Here is a 21,852-nt window from a genome sequence, read left to right as displayed (position 1 = left end):
AACAATGCCTACATTTGTCGGAAGAGTTCGAACGCAGAGCGGCGAGCAAAGAAAAGTGAGCCTTGAGGCGGCTTCGCAGCAGGCTGCCTTAGAGGCCCTCCATCGCGACGGTTGCTTCGTCATGATGCTTAAATCGGGCGGAAACGATGCTCCGATAGCCCAACGCCTCAAATCCTTAAAGCGCGCGCGGATGGACGAACTCGTGGCCTTCAGCCGAGAGTTCGCAGTCATGGTGCGCGCAGGAGTGCCGATTCTGGAGTCGCTGCGAGCATTGGGCGAGCACATGAAGCCCGGCGTTCTCAAGGAGTCGCTCGATCAAGTAAAGGCCGAGGTCGAAGAGGGAAGATCCCTGTCCGAAGCGATGCGCCGTCGTCCGACCGTGTTTCCTAAGCTTTACGTCAACCTGGTGCAGGCCGCGGAAACCGGCGGCAATCTGGATACGATCTTGAAGCGCGCCGCAGACTACCTGAACGAGGCGCTCGGGCTTCAACGACGGGTCAAGTCGGCAATGATGTATCCCGCATCGATCCTGATCGCCACGATGTTCGCCTTTGCCTACATGATCGCTTTTATCATGCCGAAGTTTGCCGAGATGTTCAAGCAGATGAAAGTCGATCTTCCAGTAACCACCCAGGCGCTTGTTTTCCTTGGCACATTGGGGGACCGATACAAGATTATCGCTCTGGCGTCTCCGCTAGTCGTCTTGATCGCATTGTACGGATTGTGGCAGCTGCCAAAGTTTAGAGAGCCGGTCGGCTATTGGATTGCGCGACTGCCGATGGTAGGCGATTTGACGCGCAAGGTGGTGCTGACCCGGTCGCTGTCGGCCCTCCAGACGCTGATTGCATCGGGCGTCAATTTGGGGCGGTCGATCGAGATCGCAGCCGAAACGTCGGGCGACCGAAGAATGGAGCGGGCGTTGACGAAAGTCAAGATGGACGCCGAAAGCGGCCTGCCTCTCGCCCATTCGATGAAGGAGACGAACGAGTTTCCGACCATCGTGCTGCAACTGGTCGCCGCGGGCGAAAAAACAGGCGCGCTGCCCGAAATGTTGGGCGAGGTTGTGGAGTTCTACGACGACGAGGTGCAACAACGCCTGAAAGGGCTGACGTCGATCCTAGAGCCGATCATGGTGCTGGCGCTCGGCGTCGTGATCGGCGTTTTCGCCATGTCCGTTATTTCCCCCATTTACAGCCTGATGGGCAACATCAAGTAGAGGATGCGACCGGCCCAAGTCGAACTAAGATTCGATGGACGGCCACATCTTTCTGTCCGGCGTCGGAGCAGCATTGGTGGCCGGATTGGTGGGCGGACTGGCCGCCAATCTTGCCAAACTTCCCCCGTTAGTCGGCTACTTGGCCGCTGGCGTAGTGGTGGGCATCTATGCGCCTGGCTTTTCGGCAAGCCCTGAGGCGGTCGAACTAGTCGCCGAACTAGGCGCCGCGCTCTTGATGTTCGCGGTCGGGGTGCAGTTTTCTCTCGAGGAGCTTCGTTCGGTTTGGCGCACGGCGCTCTTTGCCGGCAGCGCGCAGATTCTCGGCATGGTTGCGGTCGGAGCGCTAGTGGCCAACTTCCTCGGCTGGACCCTGTTTCAGGGCGTTTTCTTGGGTTGCGGCTTGGCGCTCAGTTCAACCGCGGTCATGATGAAGGTGTTGGAAGAACGGGGCGAACTCCACTCTTCGCACGGCAAAGCGATGCTGGCTCTGTTGATCGCGCAAGACTTGGCCGTGATCCTCATGATCGCACTGTTGCCGGCTTTTGGCCCCAACTACTCCCCAGACGATTTCGGACAGGTCTTGATAGCGATCGGCAAAGCGGCGCTTTTCTTGGTCGGCACGATCATTGTGGCCACCAAGGGAATGCCGCGCATCCTCCACGCTGTGGCGCATCGACGCAGTCGCGAACTCTTCCTCTTAACGATCGTATGCTCCTGTCTCATCGTGAGCATCGTGGCCCAGGAAGCGGGCCTCGGCGTGGAGATCGGCGCCTTTATGGCGGGACTGATGATCAGCGAATCGGATTACGCGCACGAAGCTTTCAGCCAGGTTCGGCCGCTCAGAGACGTCTTCGCCTCGATGTTCTTCGTTTCGGTCGGAATGCTGCTGGATCTCCAGAGTCTCGTCAAACAGTGGCCCTCCGTGCTAGCAACGCTCGGTCTGATCCTGATCGTCAAGGCTCTCCTGGTTGCGACCGTGCTCCTTGCAGCAGGTTGGCACGGACGCACAGCGACCATTTCGGCCTTGGGGCTTGCGCACATCGGCGAGTTCACCTTTGTCCTGACCACATTCGGTGCAAGCCGCGGCCTGATCTCGAACGAAATGGGCTCGATCATCTTGTCTTCGGCGCTCGTCTCGCTATTGCTTGCACCGTTCCTCTATCAGATCTCCCCCAAAATCTACTCGAGGCTCATCCGATGGCCAGCGATCGCCAGACTCTTTAACCGCAGCCCTCGGGAGCACGACGAACTGGAAAAACTGCGCGCATTCCATCCGCAAGTCGCAATCTTGGGATTCGGCAGGGTCGGTCGATACTTGTCCGAGGCTCTGGCCTCGATGGGCGTCGCTCATGTGGCGGTCGATTACGACGAAACCGCTTTCCACCACCCCCACAGCGACAATGTCGTTGTGCTCTACGGGGACGCTTCGTCCGATATAGTGCTGCAGCGCGCAGGCGCTCACAAAGTGCAACTGGCCATCGTTGCGCTGCCAGACGGCGATGCTGCCGCCATGGTCGTCAATAGGCTCAAACAAATGGAGCCGAATCTCCCTATTATTGCCAGAGTCCATCGCGGCAAGGATATGGCCAAAATCAGAGAAGCGGGCGCCATCGCCGTCATCTTCGGCGAGTTCGAGGCCGCTTCCGAGATGATTCGCGAGAGCCTCGTTCGCTTGGGCTTCGATCCCTTGCAAGTGATGGACTTTCTTGTGCAGAAGAGAAGGGAACAGTACAAGCACCCGCGGGAGATCGATGCTCTATGAGGCTAAAAATCGTGGACGAGTTGAAAAAGATGAAGTTTGACGGGGACGTGGTTCTGGCGCTGTTCAAAAAGAGATAGGCCGAGCGCAAGATCGGCCTATCTCGGCAAACTACTTATCGCCCTTCTTGTCGCCCTCTTTGCTTTCAGGCTTCTTCTCTGCGGGCTTGGCTTCTTTGGCCTTGGCCTCTTCCAGATTCTTCTGCCGCTCCTCGAATCGGGCGCGCTGCTCGGGCGTAAAGACGCCCTTGATCTCGTCGAGCATCTGCTTCTCGACCTCGCGAATGGCCTTCTGGCGATCCTGAGGATTCAGCTTGGGATCCTCCATCTTTTCGGCCTTGATCTTGTTGTAGCGCTTGGTGATTTCGAGAATCTTCTGCCGTTGTTCGGCGTTGAGCGTAAACTCCTGCGCGGCGCCGGAGGTGTCGGTCTTCAAAACCTCTTCGAACTTGACCTTCTGCTCGTCGGTCAGTTGCCCGCGCACCTGGGTAATATACTCGTCGCGGCTCTTCATCATGCGCTGCAGCCGCTGATCCTGAGTCAAGCCGCCGTCCGCCTTAATTTGGTTGTTGCGATCTTGCCAATCCTGATACATCCGCTCGACGCGAGCGCGCTGATCGGCATTGAGACCGAGCGAAACGGTCAGCGCCTGAGGGGTGATGCCGGTCGCCGGCCGCGCGGGCGCAATGACGTTGCCCGGAGGCGTCGGCTGGCTGTTCTTGTTGCCGCCCTGATCCTGCGCGGTCGCTCCAAACGTCAGCAAGAGTCCAAGGGCAAGCCCCGGAATTAAGCGTTTCATAACAAAAGCCTCCTTTTGTGTCCAGCAGGAACTCCGCTCCGGCTGTTACAAGGAATTTTACCATAGATTGGCCGGAACGTAACCAATCGAAGTGTGCGGAGCCGCCTGCCGGAAAGTGCTAGATAGAAGACGAATAGGCCATCGCGAAGTTCCGTGCCAATACCTAACAGCCAGTGCCGAAATCGAATAGGAGAAGCGCCAGGTCGGCGTCATCGACCGTTCCGCTACAGTTGACGTCTTCCGGCAAATTGATGCCGGACTGACCAAATGCGAGCAATACCGCCGCAAGATCGCTGTCGTCGGTGCAAAGGTCGCCGTTGACATCGGCCAATGGGTACCGAATCGTAACGACGGAAGCGCCCACAAATCGAGTTCCTGCAACGCCATCGCTCCTAACTCGCGAGATTCCGATCGCAAGATGGCTTCCTAACGGGCTGAAGCTAAGGCTCGTTACGCCAGGGTTGTTAATTGTCTCTGAGTAGGCCGTAACCCAGACGTTTTGCTCAATGTCGTACAAATAGACCGTGCCTGACAAGTATCGCGTTCCCAGCGTTCCGTCCCCAAGCATTCGCGTAACGCCGATCGCCAACCGGCGTCCGTCGGGAGAAAACGCCAAAGCCGTGACTCCGTCGCTACTGGCAACTTCAAAAACGGTCCGAATATCCGAAGTGGCTAGATCCATCAAGACGACCGTTCCGCCCGAATATCGCGTTCTGAGAGTCCCGGAACTCAGCATCACGGCAGTGCCTACGGCTAATGTCGAGCCATCAGGCGAATGCGCCAAAGCCGTAACCCCTCGCAGGTCGCCAGAATAGGTCAATAGGGTCTCTCGACGGTCGCATGTTTGCCCGGCGCAAGGAAACTGAACGAGACTCCCTGCCAAAACAACCATCAGAGACTTTAATAAGAATCGGGTCGCTGTAATCATAAGATCCCTCCGGACCAAGTCTACCCGGCAGAAAGTCGCGCGCCGTTGTCTATACAGCGCGACCAACAAAGGAATCCCAACATCTTTCTTGCTTCCATCGTGCATAATACAACCCGTAGTATCGGATGATGGACGGAACGGATGCCCATCGCTCTCAAAAGGATTCGAATTCAAGGCTTTAAGACGTTCGCCAATCGCACGGAGATCGACCTGGACGGCGATCTGACCGCTGTGGTTGGGCCGAACGGTTGCGGCAAGAGCAACCTCGTTGACGCGATCGTCTGGGCGCTGGGCGAGATTTCCCCTCGCGCCCTGAGGGCAGGCTCTGCGACCGAAGTCGTCTTTGCCGGCTCCACCGATACAAAACCTACCGGCCTGGCCGAGGTCAGCCTGCTCTTCGACAACGAATCGCGCTGGTTGCCGTTGAACGCCGAAGAGGTGCAAGTAACCCGGCGGCTCTATCGCAACGGCGAGTGGGACTGCTGGATCAATAAAACCCCCTGCAGGCTCAAAGACGTGGCCGACCTCTTTGCAGGCACCGGGCTGGGGCGAGGCGGCTATGCGATCATTGGCCAGGGCGATGTCGAGAGCTTTCTAGCCGCGACTCCCGAAGAGCGGCGACAATGGATCGAAGAGGCCGCAGGCGTGGCAGGCTACCGGCACCGAAGGAGAGAGACCCTTCGCGACCTGGAGACGGCGCGAATGCACCTGCAACGAGCCGAAGACGTGATTGCCGAATTGGATCGGCAGCGAGAGCCGATGCGGCTCGAAGCCGAACGCGCCGTCCGATATCGCGAACTCCGTGACGAACTGACGCTCCTCGACCGCCGCTTTCTGAGCAATGAAATGCGCCTATCCGAAGCAGTCCTGGCTGATGCAGACTCTAGGCGCGAAGCGCTCGATTCGCAAATGACCAACTTAGAGATGCTGATCGAACAGCAGGAACAGTTGGCAGAACAAGGCGGTTTGGCAGTCGCTGAGATCGATGCCGAGCTCGACGCGATACGCGTCGTCCAGAGCGGGATGCACAGCGCTTTAGAGAGATTAGAAGGTCAATGGAATCTCGCTCAGCAGCGTCGCGAAACGATCAGCGAGTTGATCGAGGTGACCCGTTCCGAGATTGCCGGCGTCGCAGAGCGGTGCGAAAGGCTCGCATCAGAACTCGAAGAGTCGGCAAGGCGCCTGACCGAACTCGCATCGGCCCCCGACGGCGAGCGTCAAGCCGCAGAACTGGAGCAAGCCAGAGCCAAACTCGAGGACGAACGAAGCCAGTTGGAACGACTGTGGAAGCAAGTTACCGAAGAGCGACTCAGCATCGAGCAGTCAAAGGCGACCATCGAACGGCTCCGCTCAGAGGAGGCCGATCTCCTGAACGCCTTGGACGAGGCGGCTGGCAACGCTGAAGCGGCCCAAATGTCGAGAAGCTCGATCGAAGAGCGTGCGGAGGGCCTTAAGGCGCAGTTAGAAGGCCTCCGTTCAAAGACGGCCGAAGCAAGCCGATCGGTCAAGAACTTAACCGATCAGGCAGGCTTGCTGAAGTCCGAATTCGATCGCGAATCCGGCCGCCTGGAAGTTATCGAAGGCGCGCTGAAGTCTGGCGAAGACTCGGAAGCAGGGGTTCAGGCCATCTTGAGCGCGATCGCCAACGGCAACTTGCCGCCGGTCTATCGCCGCGCTGCCGAGACGATATCGACCGACGACCGCCACCGATTGGCCTTATCCGCCGCGCTCGGCGCTCTGGCAGATGCCTTTGTCTGCGATTCGGTCGATCAAGCGCTCGCCGCGATCCGATACCTGAGAGAGAACGATCTGGGTTCTGCAACCTTCTTGCCTTTGGAACTGATGTCAGAGCGCAAGCGCTGTCCAAACTGCCTCAGCCAGCATCTGGAAGGCGAGCTCAAGTCGTTCTTCGACAGCGTGGCGCTTGCGGAGAACCTGGAAGAAGCGATCCGAGTTGCCAAGCGCGATCCAGACATCGAACGGGTCGTTACAATCGATGGAGAATCGGTAAGCGCCGCAGGCGCCCTGTTTGGCGGCAGCATCGAGAAGCGAGGCGCAATCTGGATGAGGGCGGAATACGACAGCGCTCGCGATCGTCTAACGCAGATCCAAACTCAGATCGACGCGATTGAGCAAGCCAGATCGATAGCTATGAGCGAAGAGGCCGCCTTGCTTGAGCAAGCATCAAGCCTCACGACCCAGCTCAACGACCATTCGACCCGACTAGCGGGCGCCCGGGCAGAGGAACAAGCGGCGCACAAGTCGCTTGCCGATGCCCAAAAACGACTGGACGAAGTCCGGCAGGCCCTTAGAATCGCAGACGATGCGGCCTCAATGGCGACCGAGTACGACCCGGACCAGATCGCCCTCAATATGGACGATCTGAGAGCCCAGATAGAGCAGATTACAAGCGAACTGGCCGTATCGCGCAGCCGCGATGCGGAGCGCCGACGCGAGCGAGAGGTTCTAACGGGCGAAACAAAAGAACTTGAGCGCCACCGTGCGAACGAAGAAATCAGACGAACAGAGCTGGAAGGCCGTATCGCGCAGGTCGGCAGCGAACTCAAAGAGATCGAGAAGCGCGAAGCGACCATCCTAATCGAGCGCGCCCAAGCCGATCTGCAGCTTCAAGCCGCCGAGAAACAAGCCGCCGACCTAAAAACCAAGCGACAGGAACAGTTGGAGTTGGGATACCAACTGGCCGACAAGATTCGGCAAATGCGATCCGACCTTTCTTCGCTCTCGCGCAAAGATCGCGAGTTGGAGCTTCAGTCGGCAAGAGCCGAGGCGCGAATCGCCGAGCTGAAAGAGCGATGGGAGCAGGAGTTCGGCGACGATCCCATCGGAGAACCCGATAAGAGTTGGGAATCCGAGGCGACAGGGGTCGAAGATCGAATTCGCTCGCTCCGCCGGTCCATGATGGCAATGGGCGATGTCAATCTGGGCGCGGTCGAGGAGTTTGAGCGGCTTTCGGAACGGCACGATCAACTAATGACACAGCGCGAGGACTTGGCGCTGTCGCACGATCGGATCAAGCAGAGTCTGCAGGAGATGGACGGATCGGCAAGAGAGCAGTTCGAACAAGCCCTCGACCGCATTCGCGCCGCCTTCCAGGATCGCTTTGCCCGCCTCTTTGGCGGAGGACAGTGCGATCTGATCGTAACCGACCCCGACGATCCGTTGAGCGCCGGGGTCGTCATCGAAGCCCAGCCCCCCAACAAGCGGCGCCAAAGACTCGAACTGCTGAGCGGCGGCGAGCGCGCCCTAACGGCGGCCTCCTTGCTCTTTGCGTTCCTCGATGTCAATCCAAGCCCGTTCTGCGTGCTAGACGAGGTAGACGCCGCTCTGGACGGTCGCAACGTCGAGCGATTTGTCGATCACGTAGAGGAACTGGCCAAGACCAGCCAAACCTTGGTCGTTACGCACAATCCGGTTACCATCGGACGCGCCAAGACCTGGGTCGGCGTTACCATGGTCTCTGGGGTCTCGCGCATCGTGCCGTACAAAGCGGGCGATCCGGTCGATGAGACTCGGGCGGTCGTCGAGATGGCCGTTGATCCTGTAGGGGAACCAATCGCCTGACTCAAAAGGTAATATAGGCTAGCCTCATGAAAAGAATCGCACTGCTTGGCTCGACAGGCTCCATAGGCCGCCAAGTTCTCGATATTGTCCAACGACTGCCTGAACATTTGAGCGTGGTCGCGCTCGCCGCTTGCTCCAATGCGGAGTTGCTTATCCAGCAAGCCCGTCGGCACGGCGTCCAATGGATCGGTTTGGCTTCGCACCAAGCCGCAGAACGGGCAAGAGCCACTATCGCCGCAGGCGAAATCACCGTCAAAGAAGGCGTCGAAGGACTGTGCGAACTGGTGAGCCGACCAGAAGTCGATCTTGTAGTCGTGGCCGTCGCCGGCATGATCGGGCTGCAACCGACGCTAATGGCTCTCAGCCATGGCAAGCCGGTCGCGCTCTCGACTAAGGAAACGCTCGTCTCCGCCGGCGAGATCGTCATGCAGGAATCTCGAAGAATGAACGCGCCTATCATCCCCATCGACAGCGAGCATTCTGCAATCTTCCAGTGCCTCCAGGGCGAAGAGAAGTCGAACATCGAGAGAATCATCCTGACGGCGTCGGGCGGCGCGCTGCGCGACTGGCCGATTGGCCGACTTTCACAGGTAACGGTCGCCGACGCGCTCAATCACCCCAATTGGAGCATGGGGCCAAAGGTTACGGTCGATTCGGCCACAATGATGAACAAGGGGCTGGAGATCATAGAAGCGAGATGGCTGTTCGATCTGCCGTACGACCGAATCAGCGTCGCCTTGCATCCTCAAAGCATCGTGCACTCTATTGTCGAGTTCAAAGACGGCTCGATGAAGGCGCAAATGGGAATGCCCGATATGCGAGGCCCCATCCAGTACGCGCTCATGTATCCCGATCGCCCAGAAACGCGATTGCCCAGGCTGCCGCTGGAAAAAATGTCGCGGCTCGAGTTCAGCGAAATGGACGGCCTTCGCTATCCAGCCATCGACTTGGCCTACGAGGCCGCTAGGAATGGCGGCACGGCGCCAACGGCGCTCAACGCGGCCAACGAAGCGGCGGTAGACTTGTTTCTTCGGGGCGAAATCGGCTTCCACGAGATTGTGCCGTTGGCACGAACGGTGCTGTCTTCACGAGCGGTAACGGAAGTTACGCTCGATAACGTGCTGGCCGAAGACGCCGCATCGAGGAAAGCGGCCTACGAGCTGGCCAGACGTAAGGAGGCGCCCGCGTTAGCCTGATGATACCGACGATTTTCTATATATTGGGGATATTTACGCTCTTAGTGGCCGTGCACGAGTTCGGCCACATGTACTTTGCCAAGCGCGCCGGAATGAGAGTTGAGGAGTTCGCCCTTGGGTTTGGATCGGTCCTCTTTCGCTTAGGCAAAGATAAATCCGGCACGGTCTATAACTGGCGCGCCGTACCGATCGGCGGGTTTGTAAAGATCGCGGGAATGAATCCGGAAGATGCGCACGAGCCCGACGGATTCCAATCGAAAGGCGGCTGGGCGCGCTTCACGACGATATTCGCCGGCCCGCTCTTTAGCATCTTGCTGGGGCTTGTGCTGTTCTTTTTGATCGCAACGTTCGCTGGCGTTCCTTCCGACAAGGCCGTTCCTCGCGTTCAGTTCGTCAACCCGGGCGACCCAGCGCACCAAGCGGGTATGAGAACGGGCGACTTTGTCCGGTCGATCGACGGTCAGCCGATCGCCACGACCGAAGAGGCGAAGAACCTCATAGAAAAGGGCCTGGGCAAGGAACTCGCCCTTGTTGTCGATCGCAACGGCCAGACGGTCGAACTCAAGGTAACGCCTAAGGGCAAAGAGAAAGAAGTCGACGGCAAGAAAGTCGAAATCGGCATGATCGGGATCATGTGGCTGAGCGAACGAGAGCCGGTCGGGCTGATCGGCGCGGTCCAGTATGCGGGAACGGTTACGTTCAATCACATCGTGGGAATCACCGGCTTCCTGACTAAACTGGTTTCTGGCAGAGCCAGCTCGGACGAGGTGGGCGGCCCAGCCTCCATCGCCAACCAGGTCAGCAACGTCAGCCGCCTGGGCTTCACTCAAGTCGCGCAGTTTGCCGGGTCCTTCTCGATTATGCTCGGAATCGTCAACCTGTTGCCCATACCCGTACTGGACGGCGGCTGGATATTGATCATCCTGGTCGAATCGATTCGGAGAAAGAGGCTCTCGGCCAAAGCGACTCGCGCCGTCCAGGCCGTCGGCCTCTCGATGGTGCTGCTGATCTTTGTCTCGGTGATCTCGCTAGACCTGTATAAGCTCTTCCAAGATCGACTCTTGCGATAGGTCAGTGGAACTCTAGGTCGTCGAAAACCGGCAAGAACTCTCTCCAATCCTCCTTGGCCAGCGCTTTGACATAAAGCGGCAGGCTCAAGTAAGGGACGAAATGCGGCCTCTTGGGCTTTCGCATCAGCTTCAAATTCGCCTGGTTAGGCGACCGGTCGCTTTTGTGCAGATTGCAGCGGCGGCAACAGGCGACCAAATTCTCCCAAGTGTCCAGCCCGCCGTGCCGGCGCGGCACGACATGGTCCACAGTCAGATCTCTGGAAACATGACCGCAGTATTGGCACGTGTATCGGTCTCGCGCCAGCACCGCGCGTCGGCTCACTCGGATGTCGGGCAATGGTCGCTTAACCAAATAGCTGAGCCGGATCACGGACGGCGCTTCAAAGCCGCCAGAAATCGTGCCGATCCGCCGACCGTTGTGGCGCACGATCTCCACCTTGCCCAAAAGAACCATCGTAACCGCGCGATGGATCGAGCAAACATTCAGCGGCTCATAGTTTTGGTTCAGCACCAGGACTTCGCCCATCTCGTCATCGGCCTCCGCTCAAATTTGGCTTCGAAAAAGAAAGAAGCCCGACGCAACGCTGGGCGCGGGCTTCCTGATTGGCACAAGGAAGGGCAAGCTTCTGACGGAAGCGCCCCCGCATTCCGAACCAAGAGCCGGTACTCCAGCGCACGCTGTTCAACCGCAACATATCGCGTTCCTTAATCATTCGTCCCCTATATTATAGCCCAAAGACCGCCGGAAACCAAAACGACCAAGCGGTACAATACTCCTCATGCTCGACTATCGACTTCTGCGCTCCGACCCTCAAGCCGCCCTGGCCGGCATGGCCAAACGCAACGAAAGCCCAGAACTGGTCGACAAGTGGCTGGAACTGGATAAAAAATGGCGAGAGGCCGTAACGGAGACAGAGCGACTGACCGCGGAGCAAAACGCAGCCTCCAAGGTCGTCGCCGAGATGAAGCGCGCCGGGCAAGAGGCCTCGGCCGAGATTGCGAGGCTCAAGGTTGTGAGCGATCAGATCGCGCAGCTTCGAGCAGACGCAAACCGAATCGAAGAAGAACGCGAAGCGACCTTGCTTCTAATCCCCAACATACCCCACGAATCGGTGCCTCCCGGCAAGGAGAGCGCCGACAATCCTGAGCACAAGCGATGGGGCGAAAAGACCCGCTTTGACTTCCAGCCAAAGCCCCATTGGGAGATAGCCGAGGCGCTCGGCATCATCGACTTCGAAGCGGGCGCCAAGATAGGCGGCAGCGGCTTTATCGTCTACAAAGGTCTGGGCGCCAGGCTCGAAAGAGCTCTGATCAACTTCATGATCGATCTGCACGTCTCCAAGCACGCCTATACCGAGATCTTTCCGCCCTTCTTGGTCCGACCAGAGGTCTTGCAAGGCACGGGGCAACTCCCCAAGTTTCGAGAAGACATGTACCACTGCGCGGACGACGATCTCTATCTGATACCGACCGCCGAAGTGCCGGTTACCAACATCCACCGAGACGAAATCCTGGAAGCCGATCAACTTCCGATCAACTATGCGGCCTACTCGCCTTGCTTCAGGCGCGAGGCGGGCGCCGCCGGCCGCCTGACGCGAGGGCTCCTGCGCGTCCACCAATTTAACAAAGTGGAACTGGTCAAGTTCGCGCTTCCTGAAGAATCTTACGCCGAGCACGAGAAACTCCTAGCCGATGCCGAGTCTGTGCTGCAGGCGCTCGGTCTGCACTATCGCGTTGTAACGCTTTGCGGCGGCGATCTTGGCTTTGCGGCGGCCAAGTGCTACGATCTGGAAGTCTGGTCCCCCGGCGTGGGCGAGTATCTGGAAGTCTCCTCCTGCAGCAACTTCGAGGCCTTCCAGGCTCGACGAGCCAACATCCGCTTCCGACGCGAAGGAGGCAAGCCCGAGTTCGTTCACACTCTCAACGCTTCGGGCACGGCGCTCCCCCGTTTGGTGGCCGCATTGATCGAGACCTATCAGGGCGCCGACGGAAGCATCAAACTGCCAGAGCCGCTTTATCCGTATATGGGCGAAATCGATCGGATAGCATAGTAGAACCATCGTTTGGCAAAGCGATATGAAGCGTCCTATAGTAGGCGTGATGGGGTCGGGCACAGAAGACCGCCCGCACTTGGCGCAACCTCTGGGCAGACTGCTCGCCAGGCGAGGGCTGAATCTCCTTACAGGCGGTGGACAGGGCGTTATGGCTTCGGTCGCCAAGGCCTTTGTCGAAGAGCCTGAAAGGAAAGGCGCCAGCATCGGCATCTTGCCCACCATAGGCGCCGACCATCGATTGCCGCCCGGTTACCCTAACCAATGGATCGAAATCCCGGTCGTTGCGCCTCTCGGCGCTTTCGACCCGCTCGCTCCCGATGCAGCAACGCGAAACTGGATCAATGTCAGAACCAGCGACCTGATCATCGCCCTGCCGGGGAGCGACGGCACGCTTAACGAGATCGCTCTGGCGCTCCGAATGCAAAAGCCGTTGCTTCTTTTCGGCTGGGCGGACGCTTTGCCGGAAGTCGCAGACCGTGCCGATTCGCTTGCCGAAGTCGAAGAGTGGCTTACTAAACGCCTGTCAGATGTATAATCTCGGTGTGCGTCGATTAGTCGGGCTTGAGACGGAATACGGCTTTACGGTCGAGGGGCTTCCGGTCTCTCAACTGATGGAGGCTTCTGCGGAAATCGTGCGCTCGTGCCCCTTGGACGGAGTGCGAAAGTGGAACTACTCCTTAGAAGACCCGCGAAGAGACATGCGGGGCTTTCGGGCCGATCGGCTTCAGACCGACCCGAACGACGATCGCTTCGAGCAATCCAGCACGGTGCGCGCCTTTGGCCAACAAGCCGTCGCCGACCGCGTCTTATCAAACGGCGGCAGACTGTACAACGATCATGGCCATCCCGAATATGCCACGCCCGAAACGGTCGGGCTTCTCTCGCTTGTTGCCGCCGACCTGGCGGGCGAACAGATCGTGCAGCAGTGCGCGCAAACCTATTCAAAAAACGTCGGAGCCGAGGTAAGGGTTTACAAGAACAACACGGACTACCATGGCGCAAGTTATGGCTGCCACGAAAGTTACCTCTGCCGCCGAGACGTAGAGTTCGATCGGCTCTTGGCGGGACTCATCCCTTTTCTATCAACCAGGCAGATTTTTACAGGCGCAGGCAAAGCGATCATTGAAGGTGAGAGGAGGCCTAAAGCGGCCTTCCAAATCTCTCAGCGCGCCGACTTCATCAGCGAGATCGCCAGCGTCGATACCCTCTATCGGCGCCCCATCTTCAACACGCGCGACGAGCCTCATGCGGACGCAGCCCAATATCGTCGGCTCCATGTCATCTGTGGCGATGCCAACCGATCCCATTGGGCCACCGCGATGAAAGTCGGGACAACCCGGATCGCGCTCGACCTGATCGAGCACGGATGGCAGCCCAAGATAGAGATAAGAGACCCTGTCCGAGCGATCAAAGAGATTTCGCGAGACCAGCAGTTCGCTTGGACGGTGGAACTGAGCAATGGACAGAAGATTCGAGCAACCGACGTGCAACGCGCCTATCTCTCCGAAGCCGCCAAACTGTTGGAAGGTCAAGACAAAGAGACGGACTGGGTAATGGCGGAGTGGGAGCGATGCCTCGACTTGCTGGACGACGACCCGATGAGACTATCCGACCGAGCGGACTGGGCGGCCAAACTGGGATTGCTCAGGCTCTACATGGATTCGGACGGAGTCGAACTGTCCGATCCTATGATCGCCGCCCTCGATATGGAGTACCATCTACTCAATCCAACCGAGAGCCTTTATCAGGCTTTGGTAGACCAAGGCCAGTTGCTGGCGCTGATCTCTGACGAGACCGCCCAGTCATCCATCTCAGAGGCAATGGACGCGACCCGCGCCAAGATAAGAGGCTTGGCCGTGCAACGCTTTGCCGACCGCATCGTATGGATAAGTTGGGGACGACTTCGATTAAAGACGGACAGGGGCGAGCGAACGATCAACTTAGAGAGATTGGTCGACCCCGATTTGACCAAACTGCTGGAGACATTGCAGGGAATTGACGACCCGACAGCCTTCGCTGACGCGATCGCAGATGCGCTAAGGAGCCAATTATGATCATTAGAACAGAAGACCGATTGAGAAAGCCGATCCCGCAGGAGCGGTCCACCAAGCACGGCGACGAGGACGGACCAAAGTCGCCCAAAGTAGACCGTCCGGGCGCGAACGAACTTCTCAAACGCATGAGAAAGGTAGACCCGGAACAGGCCAAAAAGTACCGCCAAAGGAGCGGCGAGTAACCGCATGAGCAAAGGCGACTTTGCGGCGCTTTTGGCCGAGAACGGCATCTTGCCCTTCTCGATAGTAGCGCATCCGAATGCTGCGGCAGGCTTGGAGACGCACGGCACTACCGTATTGGCCGTTAAGTATAAAGGCGGCGCGCTCAACCTGGGCGATCGCAGAGCGACGGCGGCTGCCGCCATCATGTACGACAAAGCAGAAAAGATCATCGCCCTGGACGACTATACGCTCATAGCCTTGGCAGGCGCCTACGGTCGAGCAATCGAGTCGGCGCGCTACCTGCGCCATGCGTTCAAGTACTTTTCGCGCAGCCAGCTTCAACCGATGAGTCTGGACGGCAAACTGCAAGAGATCTCGCGCGCTCTGTCGGCCAATCTCCCCAATGCAATGAGCGGAATTGGTCTTTTCGTGCCAATCCTTACGGCCTATGATCTGGCAGAATCGCGAGCGAGAATCTACTTTTACGACGCCTCTGGCGCGCGATTCGAAAGCGATTCCTATACGGCCGCGGGATCCGGATCGGAACGAATTCGAGGAGCGTTCGAATATATCGAAAAGACCCGCGGCAAGTTCGAAGAAAGACCCTACGACGACGTTCTCAAAGACGCCTTGACGCTGCTGGACATTGCCTCCGACCTCGATTCGGCCACAGGCGGATTCGACAAGGTGCTACCGACCGCAAAGCGCGTATCCGAGGAAGGCGTTGTCTCGTTGTCCGACGAAGAGCTTCGAGCCGCTATTTCCAAATTAGGCAAATAAAGTGATAACGCCTTACGACTGGCAAGAAAGCGTCAACCGAAGAGAGGAGTTTGTGCGCCTGCGCCTGCGCGACGGCAGCCCGGTCGTGGCCGCCTCGTGCGCCGAAGGGGTCTTGATAATGAGCGTGCGCCGTCGATCTCCCAAAATCTATGAGATCTACGACAAGTTGGTCTATGGCGCGTTGGGGGCTCAATCGGATGTCGAGGCTCTGAGGATCGCCGCGATCGATTTTGCCCATCAAGAAGGCTTTGCCCGCAGCCCGGACGACGTTACGATCCAGAGAGTGGTAGGCGTCGCGTTAAGCCCTGCGGTCAAACGCGCATTTGGAGACCCGACCATCTCGCCGTTAGTCGCAAGAGGCCTCTTTGCCGAGGTCGCCGACCAATTGGAGGAGGATAAGTTCTTCACTTTGGGCTATGACGGGGACTATGCGCCCCAAAAGAACCGAGCAGTCGTCGCAGGCGACGACAAGGCCGAGGAGGCCGCAACCAGCCGCCTAAAGCACGGCGGCACGATCGACGAGGCTCTGCCGTCCTGTCTCTTGGCTTGGGGCGCCGCAAAAGCCTCCATCGAGTTGGAAGAGGAACCGACCGACGATCAAGCCATATCCGCGCTAAAAACCGCGATAGAACAAGGCGAGATCGAGGCCGCTATCCTCGAACGCCGAACCCATAGAGAAAACCGCTTCCGACGAATCGATCATGAAACCGTTGAAAGGCATCTCAGGACTCTTTAAGAGCGGCGAATCCATGCTCGGCCGACGCGTGTTCGGCATCGAGACCGAGTTTGGCTGCCTGATTCGGGACGATTCCCTCGGGGGCGCCGAAACCGTCGTCGAAGCAGTCAAAAACCACGCATTCTACAAAGCCGGATTGGGCCTGATCGACCTGACCGCCCGAGACGAAGCGTTCGAGCCCGCCCGAAGCGGCGGATTCCTAAAAAACGGATCGCGCCTCTACATCGACGCGGTCGGAAGCCACCTCGAGTTCGCAACCGCCGAGTGCGCCAGCCTGTTCGACTTGGTCGCGCACGAAAAGGCGGGACAAAGGATCATTGTGAACATCCTTCGGGAAATGGGATGGGACGATAAAGTCTCCTTCTACAACAACAACGTCGATCACTTTGGCGGACATACGTTCGGCTGTCACGAGAACTACTTGATTCGTGCTGACGAGCGGTATCCGGCCGATGCGTTTAACCTGATCCTGCCCTTCTTGATCACGCGGCAGATATACGGCGGGTCCGGGCGAGTGGGCGGCCACATTCTGGAGCACTCCAACACATTGCCCTCCCTGCGAGACATGGCGCAGCATCCGATAGACTTTATCTGGGTCTCGCAAGTCTACAACGTGTTGCCGGATCCGACGGTCAAGTTCCAACTCTCCCAGCGAGCCGATCACATCGTTCGCGTTACCGCCTCCCGCGTGCGCTTCAATCGGGCCATCATCAACCCAAAGTGGGACAGCGTCTATGGCTCCAGCAACTACCAGCGGCTGCACCTTCTGTATGGCGAAGGCAATATGAGCGAGTACGCGTTCGCGCTCAAGATTGGCGCAACCTGCCTGGTACTCGATTTGATGGAGGCGCGCGCATTGCCCAGCTACCTGCGCATTCAAGACCCGCTGAACGCCATGCGGCACATATCGCGCGACGAAACGCGGAAATGGATCGTGCACTTGATCGATGGCGACTCCATCTCGGCCATCGATCTTCAGCGCGCCTACCTGGCATTGGCGCAAAAGCGCTTCGCCGGTCGGGACGCAGAGACCGATTGGGTGCTGACCGAATGGGATTATGTGCTCAACCTGTTGGAGACCGATCCGGAACAGTTAGACGATCGTATCGATTGGGTCATCAAACAGAACATTCTTCGGGAGTATATGGAAGATGCGGGCGTCGATTGGGACGACGATTCGCTCCACAGCATCGATCTCGAGTACCACAATATCAATCCCGATCAGGGCCTTTACCATGCTTTAGAAGAGATGGGCGCCGTCAAGCGAGTAGTGACTGACGAGCGGATCGAGACCGCTACAGAACAGGCGCCGACCAACACCCGAGCAGGCGCTCGAGCGACGATCGTCAAGAAACTCTGCGAATCCCGTCCGTCCAAGTACTATGTTGATTGGGACATGGTCTATGTCGACCGTATGCGCCAGATCGACCTGCGCGATCCGTTCGGATCGTACTCAAAGGAAGTCTCGCGCTTCTTGACATGGCTCTAACGCATGGTTGAGGTCTCTCGCGAGGAGTTCGAACAGTGGGCCAGGTGGGAGTACCGCAAGATTCCTCGCGAGTTTCGCCAGAAGCTCCACAACGTTACGATCGTTGTGGAGGACGAACCGGGCGAAGAGGCCGGACGACATCGAAAAAAGACCTTGCTCGGCCTCTATGTCGGCGCGCCCAGGACTAGCCAGTCCGTCTTCGACCCGATGCCCTACCCCGCGCACATCTACCTCTATCAACTCAACATCCAAAGAATCTGCCGAACGCGCACTGAGGTCCGACGCCAAATCAGAGAAACGCTCTTGCACGAGATCGGCCACCATTTTGGCATGACCGAGGCTCAGCTTCAAGAGATCGAGCAGGGCTGGTACCGTTGAGCCGACTGGCCGCCCTGCTCGCGGTTGCGCTCGGTTTTGCCCTTTGGGACGCGGCATCGTTCGGCCTGACCGACCTTGACGAAGGGTTTTATGCCTCCGTATCGGCCGCCATGGCGAGGTCCGGCGATTGGATAACGCCCAGGCTCTATGGCGAGCCCTGGTTTGAAAAGCCTGCGGGTCTTTATTGGTTGATGGCCGTTAGCATCAAGTTGCTCGGAGCGTCCGAAGCCGCCGCAAGATTGCCCTCTATCCTGTCCTTTGGCCTCATTGCGATACTTCTTTGGGCCTGGGGCGAAAGGCGACTCTCGCCCGGCGCGGGGCAGTTCGCCGCCCTCGTGTTCTTGTCCTCGCCTCTGGTCTTCGTCTTAGGTCGTCTGGCGCTGACCGACATGGCGCTCGTCCTTTTTTTTCTGATAGGGCTGATATCGCTATGGGAGACCGCCAAGAACCCGTTTTGGTGCGTTCCCTTGGGAATTGCAACGGGCGCCGCGACCTTGATGAAAGGCCCAATGGCGCTCTTTCTGATCGGCGTTTTGATTTTAGCCTCGCTGCCGTTGCTCCGATCCAACGGATTCCAATTTCGATACGCGATCGCCGCCCTCCTAACAGCGATCGCGACCGCGGCGCCTTGGTATTTCGCCGTCTACGCGCAACACGGAGGAGACTTCTTCAACGAGTTCATCGTCAAACAAAATCTGTCCCGTTTGGCAGGGGGCGACAAGGCGCATGCGCCGCCCAATTTCTTGGTCGGCCTGCCGTTCTACCCGGTCGTCCTTCTTCTCGGAATGGCGCCCTGGGCGGACAAACTGGGCGCCTTGTGGCGACAGCCGTCAAACCCGGTCGAACAGTTCCTGTGGCGATGGGCGCTCATCGTCTTCGCGCTCTTCACCATAAGCGGCACCAAACTGCCTCATTACATCTTGCCAACGACGCCGGCCCTCGCGCTCTTGATCGGGGCTTGTTTGGCGCGAAACGCTCGATTCTCATCCGATGTGGCAGTTTATGGACAATTGGCCATGGGACTGCTTTGGGTCTTTCTCTCTGTCGGCCTGGCTGTTTTCCTTCAGTCGCCGTGGATTGCGCTTCTGGCGGCGCTTCCATACGTCCGATTCGCAATTTCTCGAACGGCGACAGCAACCGTGATGCTCGCAATCGCTGGCTTCGGTTTCCATGTCGGATTAACAGCCTACGATGCCCGATTTCTGGCCGCTCCCAGAGAGTTGGCCCGCTTCGTTCCGCCTGCCGCAGAGCTCGGAGTGTTCGACGTGAAGCCGGGCCTTCCAAGTCTCGATTTCTATGTATCGGGCCGAGCCGTTCCCTGCGAGACTTTGGAAGAGGCGTTGGCGCTCCTAAACAACGGCGGTTACTGCCTCACCAAGGGTCGCAAACCCCAAATCGTCGCGCCTCTTGTTCGCGAAGGAGGCGAGTATGCGCTCTATGGCCCGGTACAGTAGCGTCTGGTAGAATCGACCCGATGGGGGAGAACGTCAAGACCTTCTACACCATACGAGAGATGCCCGCATCCGAGCGACCGCGCGAGCGTCTTGCTGCGTACGGCCCGGAGCACCTGAGCAACGCCGAGCTGTTGGCGATTATCTTGAGGGTCGGCTCGCAAGGCGCTTCGGCAATAGATTTAGGTCGCACCCTCATTTCTCAGTTCAAATCGCTCCGCGGCATCGGCGCCGCCAGCCTTACCGAGTTGGGCAAGATCAAGGGATTGGGCTTTTCTAAGGCTGTCCAGATTAAGGCTGCGATGGAATTGGGCAAGCGAGTAGCCCTAGAGAGCCTTGGCGAAAATCCTCAAATCGACTCGCCGGAAGACGTTTACAACCTTCTGTGCCATCGCGTCAAAGACGAAAAGCAAGAGCGATTCATCGTCCTGCTTTTGGACGTCAAGAACCGAGTCTTTGCTCAGGAAGACGTAACAAAAGGCCTCCTGGACGCTAGCCTCGCCCATGCTCGAGAGGTGTTCAAACTGGCAGTGCGCGAAGGAGCCAAGAGCATCATAGTGGCCCACAATCATCCGAGCGGCGACCCTGCGCCCAGCAAGGAAGACCTGGAAACGACCAAAGAACTCAAGAAAGCGGGCGAGACGTTGGACATCCCCGTTTTGGACCACGTGATCATCGGGGAAGGCCGATATGTCAGCCTGCATCGCCAAGGCTTAATGTGAAGGCGTTTTACTTCTGGACGACGCTCCTCGGCGCCGTCGCGGTCGATCAGGCGGTCAAAGTGCTCACCGTTTCAAATCTAGTCTTGGGCGAAAGCAGACCGATCATCAATGGCGTCTTTCACCTTACGCTGACGCACAACACCGGCATTGCGTTTGGCCTCTTGCAAGACCGAGGCTGGCTGACGATTCCTCTCGCGGTCGCTATCGTGCTGGCGGTCGTGTTCTACCTGATCCGCCATCCCCAAACGCCAAAGTGGGGGCAGGTCGCGCTCGGGTTGCTGACGGGCGGAGCGTTGGCCAACATGGTCGATCGCATCTTTCGCGGCTACGTCGTCGATATGTTCGACTTTCGGGTTTGGCCTGTCTTCAACATCGCGGATATCAGTATCAACGCTGCCGTAATCCTATACGTCGTCATGACTCTAAAAGTCTCGCGCGCGATAAAGAGAGAGGCCGCCTCATGATGCCCGAAATCTTCTCGGTCGGCCCGTTCGTCGTCCGAGGCTACGGCCTGATGTGGGTGGTCGGCATTATCGTCGCCGTGTTGATCGCAGCCCGCAGAGCGCCCCGCTTTGGCATGAAGCCCGAAAACGCCATCGACAGCGCATTGGCGGGCGTATTTGGAGGCGTTGTCGGCGCGAGAATCGTCTACGTCGCCATGAACTGGCGCGAGTTTCGCGACAATTGGTTGGAGGTTTTCGCCATATGGCAAGGCGGGCTGGGTTTCTTTGGCGGCCTGGTCGGCGGCAGCCTAGGCGTCTATCTCTGCATGCGGGCCAAAAAGATGTCCTTCTGGCCCGCGGCCGATTGCTTTGCCCCTTCGCTCGCCCTCGCCTACGCCATCGCACGGCTGGGATGCCTGTTGGCCGGCTGTTGCTACGGCTGCCCGACCGGCGTGCCCTGGGGCCTGACCTTTCCAATGGAAGACCGACCCGGCGTTATGACAGAGCCTAGCCATCCGACGCAAATCTACTCCTTTCTATTCGGTCTGGGCATCTTCGCAGCGCTACTGTTGCTGGAAAAGAGAAAGCGTTTCACTGGCCAGACCTTTTGCCAATTTCTCATGCTCTATGGCGCTTATCGATTCGTCAACGAATTCTTCCGCGCGGGCGCAACCTCAAAGTATTGGGTCGAACCGTTCACCTTCGGACATCTGGCCGCGATCGGCGCCCTCGCCTTTGGCCTTGCGCTCTATCTCTGGCGCTCATCATTGAACAAATCCGCCGTCGAGCCGTCCAAGCAATCATGAAAGCGCTCATTCTCGTATTGGCGACGCTGCTGGCTCTTCAGGCACAGCGCGATCGCCCCCAGCAGGGAGCGCTCAAGGTGGGCGACAAAGCGCCAGATTTCACTCTCAAAGTTCTGAACTCGGACAAGGAGTTCAAACTTTCCGACAATTTTGGCAAGCGGCCGACTTTTCTGATCTTTGGAAGCTACACCTGACCGCCGTTTCGCGCCCAGGTCGGGGCGCTCAATC

Annotated in this window: 21 protein-coding genes; 18 read left to right on the top strand and 3 right to left on the bottom strand. The window is 58.2% G+C overall.

The annotated features are described in order from the left end of the window. The first annotated feature begins 4 nt into the window (after window positions 1–4). Together HUU60_04530 and HUU60_04525 are read left to right on the top strand one after the other, a co-directional pair. Complete coding sequence (locus tag HUU60_04530) at window positions 5–1,216, top strand: type II secretion system F family protein (protein NUL81978.1); 1,212 nt, start codon at window positions 5–7, stop codon at window positions 1,214–1,216. 34 nt (window positions 1,217–1,250) lie between these two features. Further along, a complete protein-coding gene (locus HUU60_04525; protein ID NUL81977.1) occupies window positions 1,251–2,978 on the top strand; it encodes a cation:proton antiporter in 1,728 nt (575 codons plus the stop codon). Window positions 2,979–3,086: 108 nt separating this feature from the next. Here HUU60_04525 and HUU60_04520 read toward each other — a convergent pair whose 3' ends face one another. Then, window positions 3,087–3,773, bottom strand: coding sequence for a hypothetical protein (locus tag HUU60_04520; protein NUL81976.1), 687 nt, complete (start codon window positions 3,771–3,773; stop codon window positions 3,087–3,089). A 163-nt stretch (window positions 3,774–3,936) separates the two neighbouring features. After that, window positions 3,937–4,701, bottom strand: coding sequence for a hypothetical protein (locus HUU60_04515; protein NUL81975.1), 765 nt, complete (start codon window positions 4,699–4,701; stop codon window positions 3,937–3,939). A 141-nt stretch (window positions 4,702–4,842) separates the two neighbouring features. Here HUU60_04515 and smc point away from each other — a divergent pair, with 141 nt between their 5' ends. The 3 genes from smc to HUU60_04500 are packed head-to-tail and all read left to right on the top strand — an operon-like array spanning window position 4,843 to window position 10,549. Next, complete coding sequence (gene smc / locus HUU60_04510) at window positions 4,843–8,283, top strand: chromosome segregation protein SMC (GenBank protein NUL81974.1); 3,441 nt, start codon at window positions 4,843–4,845, stop codon at window positions 8,281–8,283. Between the two features lie 26 nt (window positions 8,284–8,309). Further along, window positions 8,310–9,479 carry a 1-deoxy-D-xylulose-5-phosphate reductoisomerase gene (locus tag HUU60_04505; GenBank protein NUL81973.1) on the top strand — a complete coding sequence of 390 codons (1,170 nt, stop codon included), beginning with the start codon at window positions 8,310–8,312 and terminating at the stop codon, window positions 9,477–9,479. Continuing rightward, a complete protein-coding gene (locus tag HUU60_04500) occupies window positions 9,479–10,549 on the top strand; it encodes a site-2 protease family protein (GenBank protein ID NUL81972.1) in 1,071 nt (356 codons plus the stop codon). Before HUU60_04505 ends, HUU60_04500 begins: the two co-directional genes overlap by 1 nt. A 1-nt stretch (window position 10,550) precedes the next feature. Here the strand turns inward: HUU60_04500 and HUU60_04495 are convergent, their stop codons facing one another. Next, window positions 10,551–11,075 (bottom strand): HNH endonuclease, encoded by a 525-nt coding sequence (locus tag HUU60_04495; GenBank protein NUL81971.1) that lies wholly within the window; start codon window positions 11,073–11,075, stop codon window positions 10,551–10,553. A 253-nt stretch (window positions 11,076–11,328) separates the two neighbouring features. Between HUU60_04495 and serS the strand changes: the two genes are divergently transcribed. The 13 genes from serS to HUU60_04430 are packed head-to-tail and all read left to right on the top strand — an operon-like array spanning window position 11,329 to window position 21,818. After that, a complete protein-coding gene (gene serS, locus HUU60_04490) occupies window positions 11,329–12,600 on the top strand; it encodes a serine--tRNA ligase (GenBank protein ID NUL81970.1) in 1,272 nt (423 codons plus the stop codon). A 25-nt stretch (window positions 12,601–12,625) separates the two neighbouring features. Then, window positions 12,626–13,138, top strand: a complete 513-nt coding sequence (locus HUU60_04485; protein ID NUL81969.1) for a DNA-binding protein — start codon at window positions 12,626–12,628, stop codon at window positions 13,136–13,138. Window positions 13,139–13,145: 7 nt separating this feature from the next. Continuing rightward, window positions 13,146–14,657, top strand: coding sequence for a proteasome accessory factor PafA2 family protein (locus tag HUU60_04480; protein ID NUL81968.1), 1,512 nt, complete (start codon window positions 13,146–13,148; stop codon window positions 14,655–14,657). Then, window positions 14,654–14,839, top strand: a complete 186-nt coding sequence (locus HUU60_04475) for a ubiquitin-like protein UBact (protein NUL81967.1) — start codon at window positions 14,654–14,656, stop codon at window positions 14,837–14,839. The genes HUU60_04480 and HUU60_04475 overlap by 4 nt, the downstream gene beginning before the upstream one ends. A 4-nt stretch (window positions 14,840–14,843) precedes the next feature. Further along, complete coding sequence (locus HUU60_04470; protein NUL81966.1) at window positions 14,844–15,599, top strand: proteasome subunit alpha; 756 nt, start codon at window positions 14,844–14,846, stop codon at window positions 15,597–15,599. A 1-nt stretch (window position 15,600) separates the two neighbouring features. Then, a complete protein-coding gene (locus tag HUU60_04465) occupies window positions 15,601–16,335 on the top strand; it encodes a hypothetical protein (GenBank protein NUL81965.1) in 735 nt (244 codons plus the stop codon). Further along, entirely contained in the window at window positions 16,301–17,824 is a 1,524-nt protein-coding gene (locus tag HUU60_04460; GenBank protein ID NUL81964.1) for a proteasome accessory factor PafA2 family protein, read from the top strand. Before HUU60_04465 ends, HUU60_04460 begins: the two co-directional genes overlap by 35 nt. Window positions 17,825–17,827: 3 nt before the next feature. After that, window positions 17,828–18,202, top strand: a complete 375-nt coding sequence (locus HUU60_04455) for a metallopeptidase family protein (GenBank protein ID NUL81963.1) — start codon at window positions 17,828–17,830, stop codon at window positions 18,200–18,202. Then, window positions 18,199–19,656 carry a glycosyltransferase family 39 protein gene (locus HUU60_04450; GenBank protein ID NUL81962.1) on the top strand — a complete coding sequence of 486 codons (1,458 nt, stop codon included), beginning with the start codon at window positions 18,199–18,201 and terminating at the stop codon, window positions 19,654–19,656. The genes HUU60_04455 and HUU60_04450 overlap by 4 nt, the downstream gene beginning before the upstream one ends. Before the next feature lie 20 nt (window positions 19,657–19,676). Beyond that, a complete protein-coding gene (gene radC, locus HUU60_04445; GenBank protein NUL81961.1) occupies window positions 19,677–20,375 on the top strand; it encodes a DNA repair protein RadC in 699 nt (232 codons plus the stop codon). Further along, on the top strand, window positions 20,372–20,839 hold the full coding sequence (lspA, locus tag HUU60_04440) for a signal peptidase II (protein NUL81960.1): 468 nt from the start codon (window positions 20,372–20,374) through the stop codon (window positions 20,837–20,839). The genes radC and lspA overlap by 4 nt, the downstream gene beginning before the upstream one ends. Then, window positions 20,836–21,624 (top strand): prolipoprotein diacylglyceryl transferase, encoded by a 789-nt coding sequence (gene lgt, locus HUU60_04435; GenBank protein ID NUL81959.1) that lies wholly within the window; start codon window positions 20,836–20,838, stop codon window positions 21,622–21,624. Before lspA ends, lgt begins: the two co-directional genes overlap by 4 nt. Continuing rightward, entirely contained in the window at window positions 21,621–21,818 is a 198-nt protein-coding gene (locus HUU60_04430; GenBank protein ID NUL81958.1) for a hypothetical protein, read from the top strand. The genes lgt and HUU60_04430 overlap by 4 nt, the downstream gene beginning before the upstream one ends. Window positions 21,819–21,852 lie beyond the last annotated feature (34 nt).

It is taken from the genome of Armatimonadota bacterium (assembly GCA_013359125.1).
In the GTDB taxonomy this organism is placed as follows: Bacteria; Armatimonadota; Fimbriimonadia; order Fimbriimonadales; family GBS-DC; genus JABWCR01.
The sequence above is the reverse complement of the archived record's forward strand: the minus strand, read 5'-3'. Positions and strand labels throughout refer to the sequence as shown.